This window comes from Limimaricola cinnabarinus, assembly GCF_047631075.1.
Taxonomy (GTDB): domain Bacteria; phylum Pseudomonadota; class Alphaproteobacteria; order Rhodobacterales; family Rhodobacteraceae; genus Limimaricola; species Limimaricola cinnabarinus.
In genome coordinates this window covers 1-14,385 of record NZ_JBLHYX010000001.1, presented here as the reverse complement: position 1 = coordinate 14,385, position 14,385 = coordinate 1, and the positions used below count along the sequence as shown (strand labels likewise).

Below are 14,385 nucleotides of genomic sequence, written 5' to 3'. Positions count from 1 at the left end.
CCGGGACCACTGCCCCGGCCCCACTGTCGCGCACCTCAATTATCGCGCATGTTAACGTAGTCCCAGGACTGGATCGTGCCCTCATGGGCATCGATGATCAGGGACACCTCGCTCCCATAGCTGTCATAGGCCACGATCCGGCGCGCCTCGGCATCGACAAGCCGTGCCTCGCGGTAGCCCTGTTCGGACAGCTTTGCGATCACCCCGTCGAAATAGCCAAGCACGTCCTGCGCCAGTGACAGGGACGGCGCGATCAGGGCCACGCCCATGGCGCAGCCTGCCAGAACATTGAATCTCATAGCGTATCCAATCTTTAACTGACGGCCCCATCCCGGCCCGGCCCGGCGCGGATCGCGCCGTGGGATGACCGTCGAACTGATTGCAAATCGGAGACGCTTCGCGCTCCTTTTGACGATACGTCACCAATGCATCGAAACTACACTTTTCGAGCTCATACCGCAATCTTGTGCCGGTAAAGCGGCCCATCTCCGCATTATCCGAATACAACCTCAAGGAGCGCTGGACTTCTTAAGTCTCTGCCCATCGGGCATTTTTGCAAGCCGCGATCCTAGTCTGAAATGACAGCATTCCAAGTATGCACCACGCGCCTGCCCGCAACCCCAAAGTTTCTCGCCAGCGCCCGGCGCAACCCCGGGGGCTGAACCGCTTCCCTGATAGATTCGCCTGTCCCCCGAAGGCCCCGCAGCAAGAGGACGGTCCCGGTCGGACGACAGGCGAGGTGGCTGTAGGGGGGCGCATGATTTTCCGTGCGGGGGAACACAGAACAAGGGTTTTCGAGCGTTCTGCGCGCGAAATATTTTGCCGATCACGCGCATAATTCTTCGCCCTAATGATGTGCCCGGGTGCCGATTCGAATGTCATCTTTCGGCCCTGAGCCACCATTGCTGAGCGACGCCGCGAAGGTCCGGATCAAGCCCAAACTGACCGCGTTGACCGTAAGATTTTCGCAGGTGCAGCATAGGCGCGCCTGTCGCGATCCGCCCATACCGACCCTTAAAGCCACATGCAGCGAATGGCTGCTCACAGGCCGAGCTTCCTCAGAACATCGAGCCGACATCGGATGCGGCAGTGGGATAGGCGGCGGGCATTGCCTTCAGCTGCTGCACCGTCAGCCCCAGCTTGATCGCCAGCGAGAAGAAGTTGATCAGCTCCGCGTAATCCGGGCCGAAGAGATGCGCACCGAGGATCTTGCCGTCCGAGCCGGTGATGACCTTGGCCGCTGCATGGCTTTCGCCACGGCGCTTCTGCGAGAACCAGCCCGAGGTGTCGGTGAAGCTCACTACGGCTTCGCCCCTCTCGCGCGCCTCCTCCTCCATCAGGCCCACGCGCGCCAGCTCCGGGATGGTGAAGACCACACCCGGCACGCCGGTATAGTCCGGCTCGGTGCGCTCGCCCTTGAGCATGTTCGACGCGGCAATCTTGCCCTCGAACACCGCGACCGGGGTCAGCGGTTTGCCGGGCGAAGCCGCGGCGTCGCCGGCCGCGAAGATGCGCAGGTTGGAGGTCGATTGCAGCCAGGGCGTCACCTTCACGCCGCCATGCTCGGTCTCGATTCCGGCGGCGGTAGGGTCGAGATGGTCGATGGCGGGCACGCGCCCGGCGCCATGAACGATGAGGTCGGCCTCGATGGCGTGGCGTTCGCCGTCCCTCGTGTAAACGACACGATGTGCATCGGCCACCGCTTCGATCCGCTCGGGCATTGCTTCCGCCACAATCTCGATCCCGGCGGCGCGGCTGCGCTCGAGCAGCATGTCAACGAGATCGGGGTCGAAAATCTTGAGCTGACGCGCACCCCGGTCGAGGATTGTCACTTCTGCGCCCGCCCGCGCGGCGATATGCGCGAACTCGAAGGAGATGTAGCCGCCGCCGACGAAGACGATGCGGCGGGGAAGCTCCTCGAGATTCAGAAAATCGGTGCTGTCGATCACCTGCTCTGTGCCGAGAAAGTCGAGCGGGCGCGGCTTGGCTCCGGTGGCGATCAGCGCGTGGTGAAAGACGATCTCGCCGTGCCCCTCGATCTCGATCCGGTCCTTGGCGGTAAAGCGGGCCTGGCCATACAGCGGGCGCACGCCCGCCTCCTTCAACCCGCCTTCCACGCTCTCGGGCACCGGGTCGGTGAAGCTCTCCTTGTGCTTCATCAGAGCGGGCCAGTCGATCCGCGCCTCGCCAGTGACCCCCTTGCCCGACATCAGCCGCGCCGCTTCGACGGCCTCTGCGCCAGCGCGCAGCATCTTTTTTGGATCACAACCCCTGAGCGCGCAGGTGCCACCATAAGGCAGCTCGTCGACGATGGCGACGGACCAGCCGGCGCGGGCGCATTTCTTCGCGGCGCTGATCCCGGCCATGCCGGCGCCAATGACGATGAGATCGAGGGTGTCGGTCATGTCTGCTCCTTGTGTCATTCGGTTTTGGTCGGGGACGGTGGCTGTCCTCAACGATAGCGGCCCAGCAGTCGTTCGCTGCTCCACCAGATCGCGGCCATGCCGCCCCCCGTCACGAGGCCCAGCCAGAGCCAGCCGTTTTCGCCCAGAAGCACCAGCCCGTTGCCATGCCCCAGAACGGGCAGGATCATCGCCAGCAGGAACGGCCCGGTATAGCGGCAATGCACCCGGCCGCAGCGCCGGGCATTGATCAGGCAGGCGCTACCCATCCAGGCAAGCGCCAGCGTCCAGACGACCGTTTTGGGCGCACCAAGCAAAGAGATCGCCAGCAGCATCGCGCCGAAGGGCAGCCCCCAGGCCAACAGGCTGCTGCGCGCCGTTCCCAGAAGGTCGCTCGTGGAGCGGTTGCGCATCACGTCACCCCGCACAGCATGACAGGGCGGCGACGTCCTTCTCGAAGGTCTGCGCGGCGAGCTTCAACCCTTCGACCGTCGTGAGGTAGGGCATGATCGTGTCGCCCAGCTCCTCGTAGGTCAGCCCCGCCCTCAGCGCCATCGCGGCGGTCTGGATGCTGTCGGCGCCCTCGGGCGCAAGGATCTGCGCGCCCAAGAGACGCTTGCTGCCTGCCTCTGCCACCAGCTTGATCAGCCCGCGGGTATCGCGCGCGGCCAGCGCGCGCGGCACGGCGTCGAGCGGCAGAACCGAGGTGACGATCTCGTGCCCTGCGACCCGGGCCTGCGCCTCGCTCAGACCGACACCCGAAACTTGCGGGTCCGAAAACACGACCCAGGGCATATGCGCATTGTCGTAGACCCGCGCCTCTCCTGCCACCGCGTGGCGCGCTGCGATCTTGGCGCCATAGGCCGCCATGTAGACGAACTGGTCGCGCCCGGTGACGTCGCCCGCGGCCCAGATTTTGGTATTGGCGGTGCGCATATGGGCATCGACTTCGATGCCGCCATGCGTATCGACGGCGATCCCGGTCGCCGCGAGGTTCAGCCCCTCGCTGTTGGGCACCCGCCCCGTGGCGAGCAGCAGGCGCTCGGCGCGCAACTCCTCGCCGCCGGTGCCGAACAGGCGGACGGCATCGGCATGCTGCGAAACCCTCTCATAACCTGAAAAGCGAATCAGACGGATGCCCTCCTCGGCGAGGTAGCCTTCCAGCGCCGCCGAGACCTCCGGCTCCGCCTCGGGCAGCACGCCGCGACGGCTCACCAGCGTGACTGCGACACCGGCGCGCGCAAAGATCTGCGCTAGCTCAACGCCGATATAGCCCGCTCCCAGCACCAGCATCGACGCGGGCAGTTCGGTCAGCTCGAGCGCCGACGTGCTGTCGAGGGTATCGACGCTCTTGATGCCCGGGATCTGCGGCACATGCGGGCGCGCGCCGGTGGCGATGATCACCTTCCCGGCGGCGAAGACCTCCCCATTGACGGTAAGCTGACCGTCATCGCCAAAGCAGGCATGGCCCGCGATGTAATCGATATTCTCGTATCGGGGCAGCACGTCGGCGTATTTCGCGCCGCGCAGCTCCTCGACCAAAGCCTGCTTCTGCGCCACCGTGGCGGCCCAGTCGGTAACGCGGGCGCTCGCCTCGATGCCGTCGAAGCGCGCGGCGTTGCGGGCGTGGTGCAGGCTCTCCACGGCGCGGATGAGCGCCTTGGAGGGCACGCAGCCGACATTCACACAGGTCCCGCCGAGGGTGCCCGCACCTATCAGCGCCACGCGCGTACCCGCCTCGGCGGCGGTGATGGCAGCCGAGAACCCGGCCGACCCGGCCCCGATGACGGCGAGGTCGTAGCCGTTGCTTGTGGGAGTGTAGCAGTCCGTCATGACGATCCTTTCCTATCGCGCCGCGTGGCGGCGCCAGAGCGCGTAGAAGGTGATGCCGATGAACACGGCGAGCGCCGGCAGCAGCACGTAATCGAGCCAGCCCAGAAGGGCTGACAGGCCGACCGCGCCCAGCAGGATGACCAGCACCGGTGTGAAGCAGCACAGCGCCACGATCACCGTGCCGATCAGGCCGAACCTCAGCAGGCTAGTTCGGTCCGGCATGGATTGTGTGGGTTTCTTCGAGAATCTCACGACCGAGCTCTCGCCATGACGCAAACCGACACTGACTGCTGCTGTGTGGTCATATCTCCAAATGTCATCGCGGCGCCCTTGATTGCTGCATGATGACTGGCAAGGTAGGGTCTGTAGCAGCTACAGGAACAAGGGGTTTCTCGATGGCAACAGATCACAGCGACGCGAGCGAGCTGAAGCGCTCGGAACTGGCGCGGTGCACCGGCTGCAATCTTGAAACGATCCGCTACTACGAAAGCGTCGGCCTGATGCCCGATCCGCCGCGCAGCCCGGCCGGTCACCGGCGATACGGGCAGGCGCATGTCGAGCGCCTGAACTTCATCATGCGCGCCCGGGAACTCGGTTTCACCATGGAGGAAATCCGAGGCCTGCTGTCGCTGGTCGACCGGGGCAGCCACACCTGCGCGGATGTCGAGAAAATGGGGCGCCACCACCTCGACGTGGTCCGGTCTAAGATCCGCGACCTCCAAGGTATAGAGACCATCCTCTCCGAGACGATCTCACGCTGCACCGGAGCAAGCACCCCCGCCTGCCCCTTGCTCGATGTTCTTACGAATAATCACACTGCGTCCTGAGCCTTGAGGCTCACGGGCCTCGGGCAGCTGCCGTTCGAGAACATTGAATAGCCCCATGTGTTGTGGGCGCTTTCTTCGCTAATTTTGAGGTAAAGAGGCCATGATGAGCAGCAGCAAGTTCAGCGACGAGTTCAAGCGGGACGCGGTCGCGCAGATCACCGAGCGAGCCTACCCGTTCAAGGAGGTGTTGCAGCGGCTTAGGGACAGCCCGGATTCGCTCTACGCCTGAAATAAGAAGTTCGCAAAGGCGTCATCCGGAGAGAAGGCGTCATCCGGAGAGGCGGAGAAGGGCACCGAGATCTGGCGCCTAAACAAAGAACTGGCGCGGGTGTCGGATGAGCGTGACATCCTAAAAAAGGGTCGCCATTGGCGCGCCATTGATGGAGTGGATGGCTCCCGCTCCCGGCATCGCAATCTGCCACATCGGGTGCTGTCATGCTGAACCCATGAAGGGAGCCATCCATGGAACAGCCTATCACGGTCGGTGTCGATCTCGCCAAATCGGTCTTTCAGCTTCACGGCGTTGATGCCGAGGGCGCGGTCGTTCTTAGGCGGCAGTTGCGGCGCAGCCAGATGCTCGAGTTCTTCCAGAACCTGCCACCCTGCCTCGTCGGCATGGAGGCTTGTGCCGGGTCCCATCACTGGGCCCGCGCCCTTGGCCAGTTCGGACATGATGTCCGCCTGATGCCACCGTCCTACGTCAAACCGTATGTTCGGCGCGGCAAGACGGACCAAGCCGATGGTGAGAAGGACCGTGGCCGCAGTGCGGCCGCGTAAGCCGACGAACGCAATTTGTGAAGCGGTCACCCGGCCCTCAATGCGCTTCGTTCCGGTCAAGAGCGAGGAGACGCAGGCGCTGCTGCTCTGCCACAAGGCCCGCGAGTTCCTGGTCCGTCAGCTCACGCAGATCACCAACGCCATCCGGGCCCATCTTGGCAAGTTCGGCATCGTCGCGGCAAAGGGTGTCCACAACGTCGGCAGGCTGCTGGAAGCCGGAGAACGCGCCGCTCTTCCCGCTTCCGCCCGAGGGCCGCTCCGCCTGCTGGCTGACCAGTTCTTCCAGACCCAAGAGAAGATCGACGAGTCGACGCGGGAGATCCGCCGGAAGGCCGAGGCCAGCGCACCGGCCAAGAGACTACAGACTACACCCGGCGTCGGTCCGATCACCGCGACCGCGCTGGTAGCGACCCTGCCGGATGTGACAGGCTTCCGGACCTCGCGCGATCTGTCCGCTTGGCTCGGTCTGACGCCAAAGCCGCATTCGAGCGGTGGCAAGGAGCGGCTGGGACGCATTTCGAAGATGGGCAATCGCTACCTGCGCCGCCTGCTGTATCTCGGCGCGATAGGCGTCATCACGTCGCGCCGACGAGGGCAGTCCGGCGAGGACTGGTTGTGGCAAATCTTGCAGCGGAAGACCGCGAAGCAGGCCGCCATCGCCTTGGCCAACCGTATGGCCCGGATCGTCTGGGCACTGTTGAGAAATGGGACACAATACGAGGCCGCGCGCGCAGCCTGAGAGCTACGGGGCCTTTTGCCTCGGACGAAACGGTGAGATGCAAGGTGGCATGATGGCCAACTGACGGACAGATCGCCGGAATACCCTGTTTGAACCGGAGCACCTTCGAGCGCGTGTCATTGATCGGGATCCAAGGCGAGACGCGGAGTTTCATCAGGGCGCACAGCCTTCGAGCTGCAATCTCGACGCCGCATAAATGGCCGCAACCGACCAGTCGCCGAAACGCCACGAAAGCCCTTGCCACGCGGGAGCCATCCATAAACGGTGCAGGAGTTCGGGCTTTCAGGCAAGGCACTTGATCGTCTGGCGCGGATCGTCCGCGGGGCCGATACGGCCCGGCCGGACCTCGCTCCCGAAGTTCCGGGCCTGCTCGCAGCCTCGCTCGGATTGTCGCGGATGTATTCGGACGACAACGCGCAGATGGAGGCGGGTCTCTTTTTGTATGATGCGTTCTACCGCTGATGCCGGGACGCTTCGGACAAAACGCGCAACTGGCCGACCAACGAGAGCCGCCCGTGAGCCGGCCCGGGATCCCCTTCAGGGAGGCCGTCCGAACTTGGGCTCGTGTCGCCGCCTTGCCCTTCGGCGGACCCGCCGGGCAGATCGCCGTCATGCATCGCATCGTCGTCGACGAGAAACGGTGGATCGGCGAGGGGCGCTTTCTAAGCGCCCTCAACTTCTGCATGCTGCTGCCCGGCCCGGAGGCCCAGCAGCTGGCGATCTACCTGGGCTGGCTGCTGCATCGCACGAAGGGCGGCATCGTCGCCGGGGTGCTCTTCATGCTACCGGGCTTCCTCGCCATTCTTGCACTGAGCCTCATCTATCTGCACTTCGGAGCCGTCCCCGCGATCGAAGGGGCGTTCCTCGGATTGAAGGCGGCGGTGCTCGCGGTCGTCGTGCAGGCCGTCTGGCGGATTGGAAGCCGAGCGCTTCGAAGCCGGGCGGCGCTGGCGCTCGCGGCGCTGGCTTTCGTCGCCATTCACGTCTTCGCGGTGCCGTTCCCGGTCATCGTGCTCGGCGCCGGGATCACGGGCTGGGCCGCCGCGCTGAGTGGACGCGCATTCTTCGCACCCGCCGGCCATGGAAGTGGAATGGATGGCCCGAAGGATACCGAGGCTTGGCTCGGCGCGGAGATCCCGCCTCATGCGCGGCGCGGCAACACGACCGTGCGGCCCACCTTGGCATGTCTGGCGCTCTGGCTGGTGCCGGTGAGCGGGTTGCTCGCTATGCTCGGCCTCGATCATACCTTCGCCCGTTTGGGGCTGTTCTTCAGCCAAATGGCCGTGGTGACCTTTGGCGGTGCATACGCAGTGCTGGCCTATGTCGCCCAGGCGGCGGTCGAAACCCATAACTGGCTCACACCTACGGAAATGCTCGACGGGCTTGGCATGGCGGAGACGACACCCGGTCCGCTGATCCAGGTCGTGCAATTCGTGGGCTTCCTCGGGGCGTTCAGGAACCCCGGCGGGCTCGATCCGTGGGTGGCGGCGGTGCTGGCCTCGCTCCTTGTGACTGGGGTGACCTTCGTGCCGTCGTTCCTCTGGATCTTCCTCGGGGCCCTGCACATCGAGCGGCTGTGCGGCAACGTGGCACTCTCCAAGACGCTTTCGGCGATCACCGCGGCGATCGTTGGCGTGATCCTGAACCTCGCCGTCTGGTTCGGCGTCCACGGCCTCTTCGCGCGACAGATCGCGCTGACCGGCGGGCAGCTCGATGTCGACCTCCCCGTGCCAGCAAGCGTCGAGCCGGTCGCGGCACTCATTGCTGTCGCCGCTGCCATCGCCCTGTTCCGGTTCCGGCTGGGGGTTCTGCCGGTCCTGATAGCCGCGGCTCTGGCCGGCGCACTGTGGAGCCTTGCTGCGTGAGATTCAGCCGGGCCATTCCGGATGCAAGCGGTCGATCACCACGGCATGCGCATGGCGGTGATGGCCGCCATGCTCAGCGAGATGCGGATGACCGATCGGCAGATCCTCGTGGCTGTGCGGCAGGGTTTGCGGATCGCGCGGAGGCCACATGCGGATCGCCACCAGGATGCCGAAGGATGCCAGCACGGCCAGCCCCAGCAGCGCCGTGGACGCGCCGGCCAATGTCATCAGCAGGCCTGCCAGCGGATAGGTGACCAGCCAGCAAGCGTGGCTCAGCGCGAACTGGGCGGCGAAGATGGCCGGCCGGTCCTCGGGCCGCGCGGACCGCCGCAGCAGGCGCCCCGACGGCGTGAGCACCGCTGAATAGCCCACCCCTGCGACGAGCCAGGCTACGAGCAGGAGAGGCCAGGAGAGGCCGAACGCGAGGATGGTGGCGGCGAAAAGTACCAGTGTCGTGGTCAGCGCAGCCGCGCCGGCCAGCATGACCAAGCGGTCGGGCACCCGATCGAGCAGCCTCGGCAGACCGAGCGCCGCGATCATGGAGCCAGTGCCGAACGCGCCCATGGTCCAGGCCAGCGCGCTTTCGGGCAGCGCCAGCTCGCCGCGCACCAGCACCACGGTGTTCACGAGAACCATGGCGCCGCCGGCCGCCGCCGCGAGGTTCAGCGCCAGCAGCCCGCGCAGGCGAGGTGTGCCGAAGTAAATGCGGATGCCCCGGGTCGAGCGGTCGTAGATGCCTCGCGGCTCCGAGGGCTGCGGGCTCGGCAGCAGGACCGAGACCACCAGAACCGCGGAGACGAGAAAGCCCGCGACAGTGCCGAGGAACAGCGCGCTGTAGGACATAACCATGAGCAGCAGCCCGGCGAGGATCGGGCTCGCGATGTTCTCAAGATCATAGGCCAGGCGCGAGAGCGACAGCGCGCGCGTGTAGCGGTCCTCTTCCGGCAGCACATCCGGGATCGTGGCCTGAAAAGTCGGCGTGAAGGCCGCCGAGGCCGATTGCAGCAGGAAGATGAGGATATAAACCTGCCAGACCCCGGTGACGAAGGGCAGCGCCAGCACGACACCTGCCCGGACAAGATCGAGCGCCACGAGCAGGGCCCGGCGCGGCACGCGGTCCGCGAAGGCCCCGGCGATGGGGGCGATACCCACATAAGCCACCATCTTGATGGTGAAGACCGTCCCGAGCACCAGCCCGGCCCGATCTCCGGCGAGATCATAGGCCAGAAGGCCGAGCGCGACGGTGGTAAGCCCCGTGCCGAGGAGCGAGGCCAGCTGCGCGAGGAAGAGATGTCGATAGGTGCGGTCGCCGAGGATGGACAGCATCTTGCCCTCAGAGGTAGCGGGAGATCGCCTTGAGTTGGGCGCGATCGGTGTCCGATCCCTCGGTGTCGAGGCAGTGAGCTATGTGATCGTGGATCAGGACCCGCTTGGCGTTCGTCACCGCCTTCTCGACCGCCTGAAGCTGCTGGGCGACGTCGAGGCAGGGCTTGCCCGCCTCCAGCATCTCGATGACCGCGCGCAGGTGGCCGTCGGCGCGTTTCAGCCGAGCGATGAGGGCGGGATGGGTTGCGTGAACATGGGGGTCTGCCATAAGCTGAAATTATCCCCCCGGGGAGGATAGAGCAAGACGCCGCAAAGGGCGTTCGAGACCGAGGCGAGTGGACAGGCAGGACCGATGATTTCCTTGCGGACAATCGGACAAACCGTGTTTGCGGCGCTCCTTGGCATGGCCATTCTCCTATGGTCGGTGATGCCCGCGACCTCCCATGCTCCCGCGCTGTTCGAAACCATCCAGGAGCATGCGGAGATGGTCGCCGAGCACGGCCATTCGCACGGCTTCGAGGAGGATCTCTACTGGGCGATGCACGGGCACAGCCATGACGGCGCCGATCATGACCACAGCCCCGCCCTGCTGACCTTCTCCTCGCTCTCCCGGCCGTTCAGCGCCGTCGGGTCCATCTGGCACCTCGGCGCCGTTCCGACGGGACCCACACGCGCCTTCCTGATCGAACGACCTCCACGCGCCTGATCGGCAGCGCGCGACCGCGCGCACCAATCCGATCAACAACGACACCTGTGGAGACCAATCCATGATCACAGCCCATCGGGGCTGGAGCGATCCCGGCACGCGCCGGGGCGCCCTTCTGTCCCTTCTTGCCCTGACCGCGCTCCTGCTGAGCGCGGGCCATGCGGCCGCCCATAACGTCACCGAGGGTGACGCGGGCTACATCCAAGAGATCTGGGGGGTGAACATCATCCCCTTCATGTATCTCGGCGCCAAGCACATGGTGACGGGCTACGACCATATCCTGTTCCTGCTTGGCGTCGTCTTCTTCCTCTACCGGATGAAGGATGTCGGCATCTACGTCAGCCTGTTTGCCCTGGGGCATTCCTCCACGATGCTGCTCGGCGTCTGGTTCGGCTGGGGCGTCAACGCCTATGTCGTCGACGCCATCATCGGCCTGTCGGTGGTCTACAAGGCGCTCGACAACCTCGGCGCCTACCAGCGCTGGTTCGGCTTCCAGCCCAACACCAAGGCCGCGACGCTGATCTTCGGCTTTTTCCACGGCACTGGCTTGGCGACCAAGATCCTCGACTACGACATCGCCTCCGAAGGGCTTCTGGCCAACCTCCTGGCGTTCAACATCGGCGTCGAGCTCGGCCAGATCATGGCCCTCGCCGTGATCCTGATCGTCATGGGCTACTGGCGCAGATCCTCGAACTTCTTCCGCCAAGCCTACACCGCCAACGTCGTGATGATGGCCCTCGGCTTCATCCTCGTCGGCTACCAGCTCACCGGCCTCTTCGTCGCCGCGTAACCAGATAGGAAACAGATTCATGTTCAACGCAAAGAAACCCAGCCTCGACGAACTCCCCAGCTCGGCGCAGCTTCGCCGTTCCACTATCATTGCAGCGGCCTCGGCCGCCGCGCTTCTCGTTACCGTGGTCCTGCCCGCCGAATACGGGATCGACCCCACCCGTATCGGTCGCGTGATCGGCCTGACCGAGATGGGCGAACTCAAGATGCAGCTCGCCGAAGAAGCCGAGGCGGATCGGCAGATGGAACCGGTCTTCGAGGAGCAGTCGGGTTTGCTAAACGACCTCCTCGGGCTCTTCGTCGGCACGGCCCATGCGCAGGAAGCCATGGATACTGAAGCCCCCGCGGACGCCGAAGCGACCGAGGCGGCCGATGCCTGGCGCGACGAGATCAGCTTCACGCTGGCCCCCGGCGACACCGCCGAGTGGAAGCTGGTGATGGACGAAGGCCAGATCGCCGAATACGTCATGACCGTCGATGGTGGACGAGTGAACTTCGACCTGCACGGCCATGGCGGCGGCCAGTCGATCACCTATGAGAAGGGCCGCGGCTCCACCGGGGCCGAGGGCACCATTCCGGCTGCATTCGGCGGCGAACATGGCTGGTTCTGGCGCAATCGCGACAGCCAGGACGCCACCGTGACGCTCCAGCTGCGCGGCGAATACGCCGAGTTCAAAGATGTGAGCTGAACCAAAGCTGCCATTCCCGCACCGCGCGGCGAATGGCAGCACTCCGCCGATTCCGTGGAAAAACACCCGTTCGCGAGCGCAGAACAACGGCCATTGGAAAGAGGGCGAACGCCTGTCCCGTCAGGCGTTCCGGGCTTTCTGCGGTGCGGGAAGGATCTTGGCCAGTTTGCGGAGGTTCTGGGCGGTGGCGGCGAGGAGGAATTCGTCTTTCGCGCCGCATGGACCACGCAATCGGAGCCTGTTGAGGCCAAGGATGCGCTTCAGGTGAGCGAAGAGCATTTCGACCTTCTTCCTCAGCTTCATCGAGAGGACGTATTGGTCGGTCTTCGCGATGTCGCGGGCGACCTGCCGTGCGTCTTCATGCTCCTCGCGGGTGATCGACCGGAAGTCCATGTTGGGGCAGCAACGTGACTTCGAGGGACAGGCCTGGCAGGTATGCTTCAGGCACCGGTATTTGGCGACGCCCTTCCCGGTCGGCCCGCGGTTCGGATCGGAATAATTCCGGCGGAACTGCTTCAGCTCGTGGCCCTCCGGGCAGATGTATTGGTTGTTCTCGGCATCCCATTCGAAGTCAGCGCGGGTCCAGGTCCCGTCGCTGCGCCCCGATTTGTCGAAGACGGGGATGTGTGGCGCGATCTTGCGATCGACCAGCCAGCCCAACATCGGTGCGGTGCCGTAGGCCGTGTCTGCGATCAGGCGCTCGGGGTGGAGGTCGAACCGAGCCTTGACCCGATCCAGCATGGCCTTGGTCGATCCAACCTCCGCCTGGCGGATGGAACGCGTCGCCTCCACATCCAAGATGACGCCGTGGTCCGTATCGATCAGGTAATTATCCGAATAGCTGAAGAAGGCCGGGCCTTTGCGGGCCGCCGTCCATTGGCTGGCGGGGTCGGAATGCGACGTGAACTTGGGCTGGACCTCGCTGGCCGCGCCGAACGCTGCCTCATCCAAGGTATCGAGATACTCACGAACCGCCCGCGGCGCGTCAGCGGGGTCGATCTTCCCGGCGTCCCATTCCTCCTTGGGCGTCGAGTTCTGCTTGTTGGCATCAGCCTCGATCAGGCTGGCATCGACGGCCATGCGCTGCCCGCTGACAAGGCCCTCTTCGATGCAGCGCGCTACGGTCGTCTCGAACAGATGCCGCAGCAGTTCGCTGTCGCGGAACCGACCGTGGCGGTTCTTCGAGAAGGTCGAGTGGTCCGGGACCCGGTCACTTAGATCAAGCCGGCAGAACCACCGGTATGCGAGGTTCAGATGCACCTCCTCACACAGCCGCCGTTCCGAGCGGATACCGAAGCAATAGCCAACCAGCAGCATGCGGATCAGGAGTTCGGGATCGACGGACGGGCGGCCTGTATGGCTGTAGAAATCGGCGAGGAAGGTGCGGATGCCGGACAGATCCACAAACCGGTCGATGGAGCGAAGAAGGTGGTCCTGCGGGACATGATCCTCAAGCGAGAACTCGTAAAACAGCGCGGGCTGCGCCTCCTGCCGCGGTCCCATCATCGCCGATCCTCCCATCCCCTATGGGAATTGAATCAGCCAAGGGCACCCCGATCAAGTTCGAGTTTTTCAACGGAATACGCCCTTCTTGATGGGGCCTTCACAGGCGTAGCGGCGATCGAGCAAGCGCAGCGAACGGCAGCAAGATCCGCTGAACTATCGCTCGAACGGACCACGGCGAACGGCACCTCTCCCGCCCGGAGCCCACGAGCTCTCGATCGAACTACGCGATGACGCTGTTGCCGGCTGCCTTGATCTCTTGGCGGACATCACGGCAGCGGTGCCAACGGCTCGCGAGTCGCGCGATGCCATGCAGGCCATGCGAACAGCGTTGAGGTTGAAGCCCGGACGGCTACTCGATGCTACCCCGACAGAGGATGAGATTCCCGCAACCCTTCACATACTCGCCGCGCCAGACCACCTACCGCTGCTTCGCCGCGTCGCGCATGAGGCGGAAAAGCGTTTGATGGTGATGTATCACCGGATGGGGTCACCCATGATCCAGAACGTCTTCGACCCGGCCCAAGTGGCGTCCGAGCGCATCGAAACCGTGCAAGCGCTCTATTCAATCCCATCTGGCAAGGTGAAGAAGCGTGATGTGCGCGCGGCGGGGGAGATGGGCGGCGGGAGGACTGAACTTCGAAAGATCCAAAGCCAAGGCGCAATGCTTCACGGTAAGGCGCTGCTATGGGATCACGATGACATCGTCGTAACGAGCTTCGACTGGGGGGCTCAGACTGCCTCCGAAAACAAGTCTCTCGACGAGATCGGGCTGCACTTGAAAGGCGACGGTATCGCGGATAGAGGTGGTTCGGTTTGTCTGAACAGTTCCCGGGCGTTTTCTAAGTGGTTTTCCGCTTCGGTTACGCCGCCACCGCTTCGGGTGCCGGCTGGTGGAAATAGGCTTGATCGGGGGTTCTTCCGTCAAG

The 14,385-nt window shown here is 64.5% G+C and carries 15 protein-coding genes and 2 pseudogenes; 9 read left to right on the top strand and 8 right to left on the bottom strand.

The window, feature by feature from the left end; translation table 11 throughout:
- Positions 1-35: 35 nt before the first annotated feature.
- The 5 genes from ACJASC_RS00085 to merF all read right to left on the bottom strand — a co-directional run bounded on the left by ACJASC_RS00085 (position 36) and on the right by merF (position 4,457).
- Positions 36-299 carry a hypothetical protein gene (locus ACJASC_RS00085; RefSeq protein WP_021692421.1) on the bottom strand — a complete coding sequence of 88 codons (264 nt, stop codon included), beginning with the start codon at positions 297-299 and terminating at the stop codon, positions 36-38.
- A gap of 759 nt (positions 300-1,058) precedes the next feature.
- Positions 1,059-2,405 carry a dihydrolipoyl dehydrogenase family protein gene (locus ACJASC_RS00080; RefSeq protein WP_415142521.1) on the bottom strand — a complete coding sequence of 449 codons (1,347 nt, stop codon included), beginning with the start codon at positions 2,403-2,405 and terminating at the stop codon, positions 1,059-1,061.
- Positions 2,406-2,452: 47 nt separating this feature from the next.
- Positions 2,453-2,815 carry a hypothetical protein gene (locus ACJASC_RS00075; RefSeq protein WP_415142519.1) on the bottom strand — a complete coding sequence of 121 codons (363 nt, stop codon included), beginning with the start codon at positions 2,813-2,815 and terminating at the stop codon, positions 2,453-2,455.
- A gap of 4 nt (positions 2,816-2,819) precedes the next feature.
- Complete coding sequence (merA, locus tag ACJASC_RS00070) at positions 2,820-4,235, bottom strand: mercury(II) reductase (protein ID WP_415142517.1); 1,416 nt, start codon at positions 4,233-4,235, stop codon at positions 2,820-2,822.
- 12 nt (positions 4,236-4,247) lie between these two features.
- The gene (gene merF / locus ACJASC_RS00065) at positions 4,248-4,457 is read right to left on the bottom strand and encodes a mercury resistance system transport protein MerF (protein ID WP_021695835.1); all 210 of its coding nucleotides are present in this window, start codon (positions 4,455-4,457) and stop codon (positions 4,248-4,250) included.
- 173 nt (positions 4,458-4,630) lie between these two features.
- Between merF and ACJASC_RS00060 the strand changes: the two genes are divergently transcribed.
- The 5 genes and pseudogenes from ACJASC_RS00060 to chrA all read left to right on the top strand — a co-directional run bounded on the left by ACJASC_RS00060 (position 4,631) and on the right by chrA (position 8,443).
- Positions 4,631-5,062 (top strand): MerR family transcriptional regulator, encoded by a 432-nt coding sequence (locus ACJASC_RS00060; RefSeq protein WP_021695834.1) that lies wholly within the window; start codon positions 4,631-4,633, stop codon positions 5,060-5,062.
- A 100-nt stretch (positions 5,063-5,162) separates the two neighbouring features.
- Positions 5,163-5,432, top strand: a pseudogene (locus ACJASC_RS00055) (transposase); the annotation flags it as partial.
- Positions 5,433-5,524: 92 nt separating this feature from the next.
- A pseudogene (locus ACJASC_RS00050) lies at positions 5,525-6,578 on the top strand (IS110 family RNA-guided transposase).
- A 264-nt stretch (positions 6,579-6,842) separates the two neighbouring features.
- On the top strand, positions 6,843-7,040 hold the full coding sequence (locus tag ACJASC_RS00045) for a chromate resistance protein ChrB domain-containing protein (protein WP_415142512.1): 198 nt from the start codon (positions 6,843-6,845) through the stop codon (positions 7,038-7,040).
- Entirely contained in the window at positions 7,040-8,443 is a 1,404-nt protein-coding gene (chrA, locus tag ACJASC_RS00040; protein WP_415142510.1) for a chromate efflux transporter, read from the top strand. The genes ACJASC_RS00045 and chrA overlap by 1 nt, the downstream gene beginning before the upstream one ends.
- Positions 8,444-8,446: 3 nt before the next feature.
- On the opposite strand, the gene ACJASC_RS00035 is transcribed toward chrA, so the two are convergent.
- Together ACJASC_RS00035 and ACJASC_RS00030 are read right to left on the bottom strand one after the other, a co-directional pair.
- Positions 8,447-9,769: an MFS transporter gene (locus ACJASC_RS00035; RefSeq protein ID WP_415142508.1), complete on the bottom strand. Its 1,323-nt coding sequence runs from the start codon at positions 9,767-9,769 to the stop codon at positions 8,447-8,449.
- Between the two features lie 7 nt (positions 9,770-9,776).
- Complete coding sequence (locus tag ACJASC_RS00030) at positions 9,777-10,037, bottom strand: metal-sensing transcriptional repressor (RefSeq protein ID WP_415142506.1); 261 nt, start codon at positions 10,035-10,037, stop codon at positions 9,777-9,779.
- A 135-nt stretch (positions 10,038-10,172) separates the two neighbouring features.
- Here ACJASC_RS00030 and ACJASC_RS00025 point away from each other — a divergent pair, with 135 nt between their 5' ends.
- From ACJASC_RS00025 to ACJASC_RS00015, 3 genes are all read left to right on the top strand, one after another.
- Complete coding sequence (locus tag ACJASC_RS00025) at positions 10,173-10,475, top strand: hypothetical protein (protein ID WP_415142504.1); 303 nt, start codon at positions 10,173-10,175, stop codon at positions 10,473-10,475.
- A gap of 61 nt (positions 10,476-10,536) precedes the next feature.
- The gene (locus ACJASC_RS00020; protein WP_415142502.1) at positions 10,537-11,265 is read left to right on the top strand and encodes a HupE/UreJ family protein; all 729 of its coding nucleotides are present in this window, start codon (positions 10,537-10,539) and stop codon (positions 11,263-11,265) included.
- A 19-nt stretch (positions 11,266-11,284) separates the two neighbouring features.
- A complete protein-coding gene (locus ACJASC_RS00015; protein WP_415142500.1) occupies positions 11,285-11,953 on the top strand; it encodes a transmembrane anchor protein in 669 nt (222 codons plus the stop codon).
- Between the two features lie 120 nt (positions 11,954-12,073).
- On the opposite strand, the gene ACJASC_RS00010 is transcribed toward ACJASC_RS00015, so the two are convergent.
- Positions 12,074-13,459: an IS1182 family transposase gene (locus ACJASC_RS00010; protein ID WP_415142498.1), complete on the bottom strand. Its 1,386-nt coding sequence runs from the start codon at positions 13,457-13,459 to the stop codon at positions 12,074-12,076.
- A 493-nt stretch (positions 13,460-13,952) separates the two neighbouring features.
- On the opposite strand from ACJASC_RS00010, the gene ACJASC_RS00005 reads away from it, so the two are divergent.
- The coding region (locus tag ACJASC_RS00005; protein WP_462806363.1) for a phospholipase D-like domain-containing protein at positions 13,953-14,385 on the top strand (433 nt) is incomplete at its 3' end.

Bases quoted from the DNA above. Each gene is read 5' to 3' on its own strand.
- ACJASC_RS00085 (WP_021692421.1), bottom strand. From the start codon at position 299: ATGAGATTCAATGTTCTGGCAGGCTGCGCCATGGGCGTGGCCCTGATC.
- ACJASC_RS00080 (WP_415142521.1), bottom strand. From the start codon at position 2,405: ATGACCGACACCCTCGATCTCATCGTCATTGGCGCCGGCATGGCCGGG.
- ACJASC_RS00075 (WP_415142519.1), bottom strand. From the start codon at position 2,815: ATGCGCAACCGCTCCACGAGCGACCTTCTGGGAACGGCGCGCAGCAGC.
- merA (WP_415142517.1), bottom strand. From the start codon at position 4,235: ATGACGGACTGCTACACTCCCACAAGCAACGGCTACGACCTCGCCGTC.
- merF (WP_021695835.1), bottom strand. From the start codon at position 4,457: ATGCCGGACCGAACTAGCCTGCTGAGGTTCGGCCTGATCGGCACGGTG.
- ACJASC_RS00060 (WP_021695834.1), top strand. From the start codon at position 4,631: ATGGCAACAGATCACAGCGACGCGAGCGAGCTGAAGCGCTCGGAACTG.
- chrA (WP_415142510.1), top strand. From the start codon at position 7,040: ATGCCGGGACGCTTCGGACAAAACGCGCAACTGGCCGACCAACGAGAG.
- ACJASC_RS00035 (WP_415142508.1), bottom strand. From the start codon at position 9,769: ATGCTGTCCATCCTCGGCGACCGCACCTATCGACATCTCTTCCTCGCG.
- ACJASC_RS00030 (WP_415142506.1), bottom strand. From the start codon at position 10,037: ATGGCAGACCCCCATGTTCACGCAACCCATCCCGCCCTCATCGCTCGG.
- ACJASC_RS00025 (WP_415142504.1), top strand. From the start codon at position 10,173: ATGGCCATTCTCCTATGGTCGGTGATGCCCGCGACCTCCCATGCTCCC.
- ACJASC_RS00020 (WP_415142502.1), top strand. From the start codon at position 10,537: ATGATCACAGCCCATCGGGGCTGGAGCGATCCCGGCACGCGCCGGGGC.
- ACJASC_RS00015 (WP_415142500.1), top strand. From the start codon at position 11,285: ATGTTCAACGCAAAGAAACCCAGCCTCGACGAACTCCCCAGCTCGGCG.
- ACJASC_RS00010 (WP_415142498.1), bottom strand. From the start codon at position 13,459: ATGATGGGACCGCGGCAGGAGGCGCAGCCCGCGCTGTTTTACGAGTTC.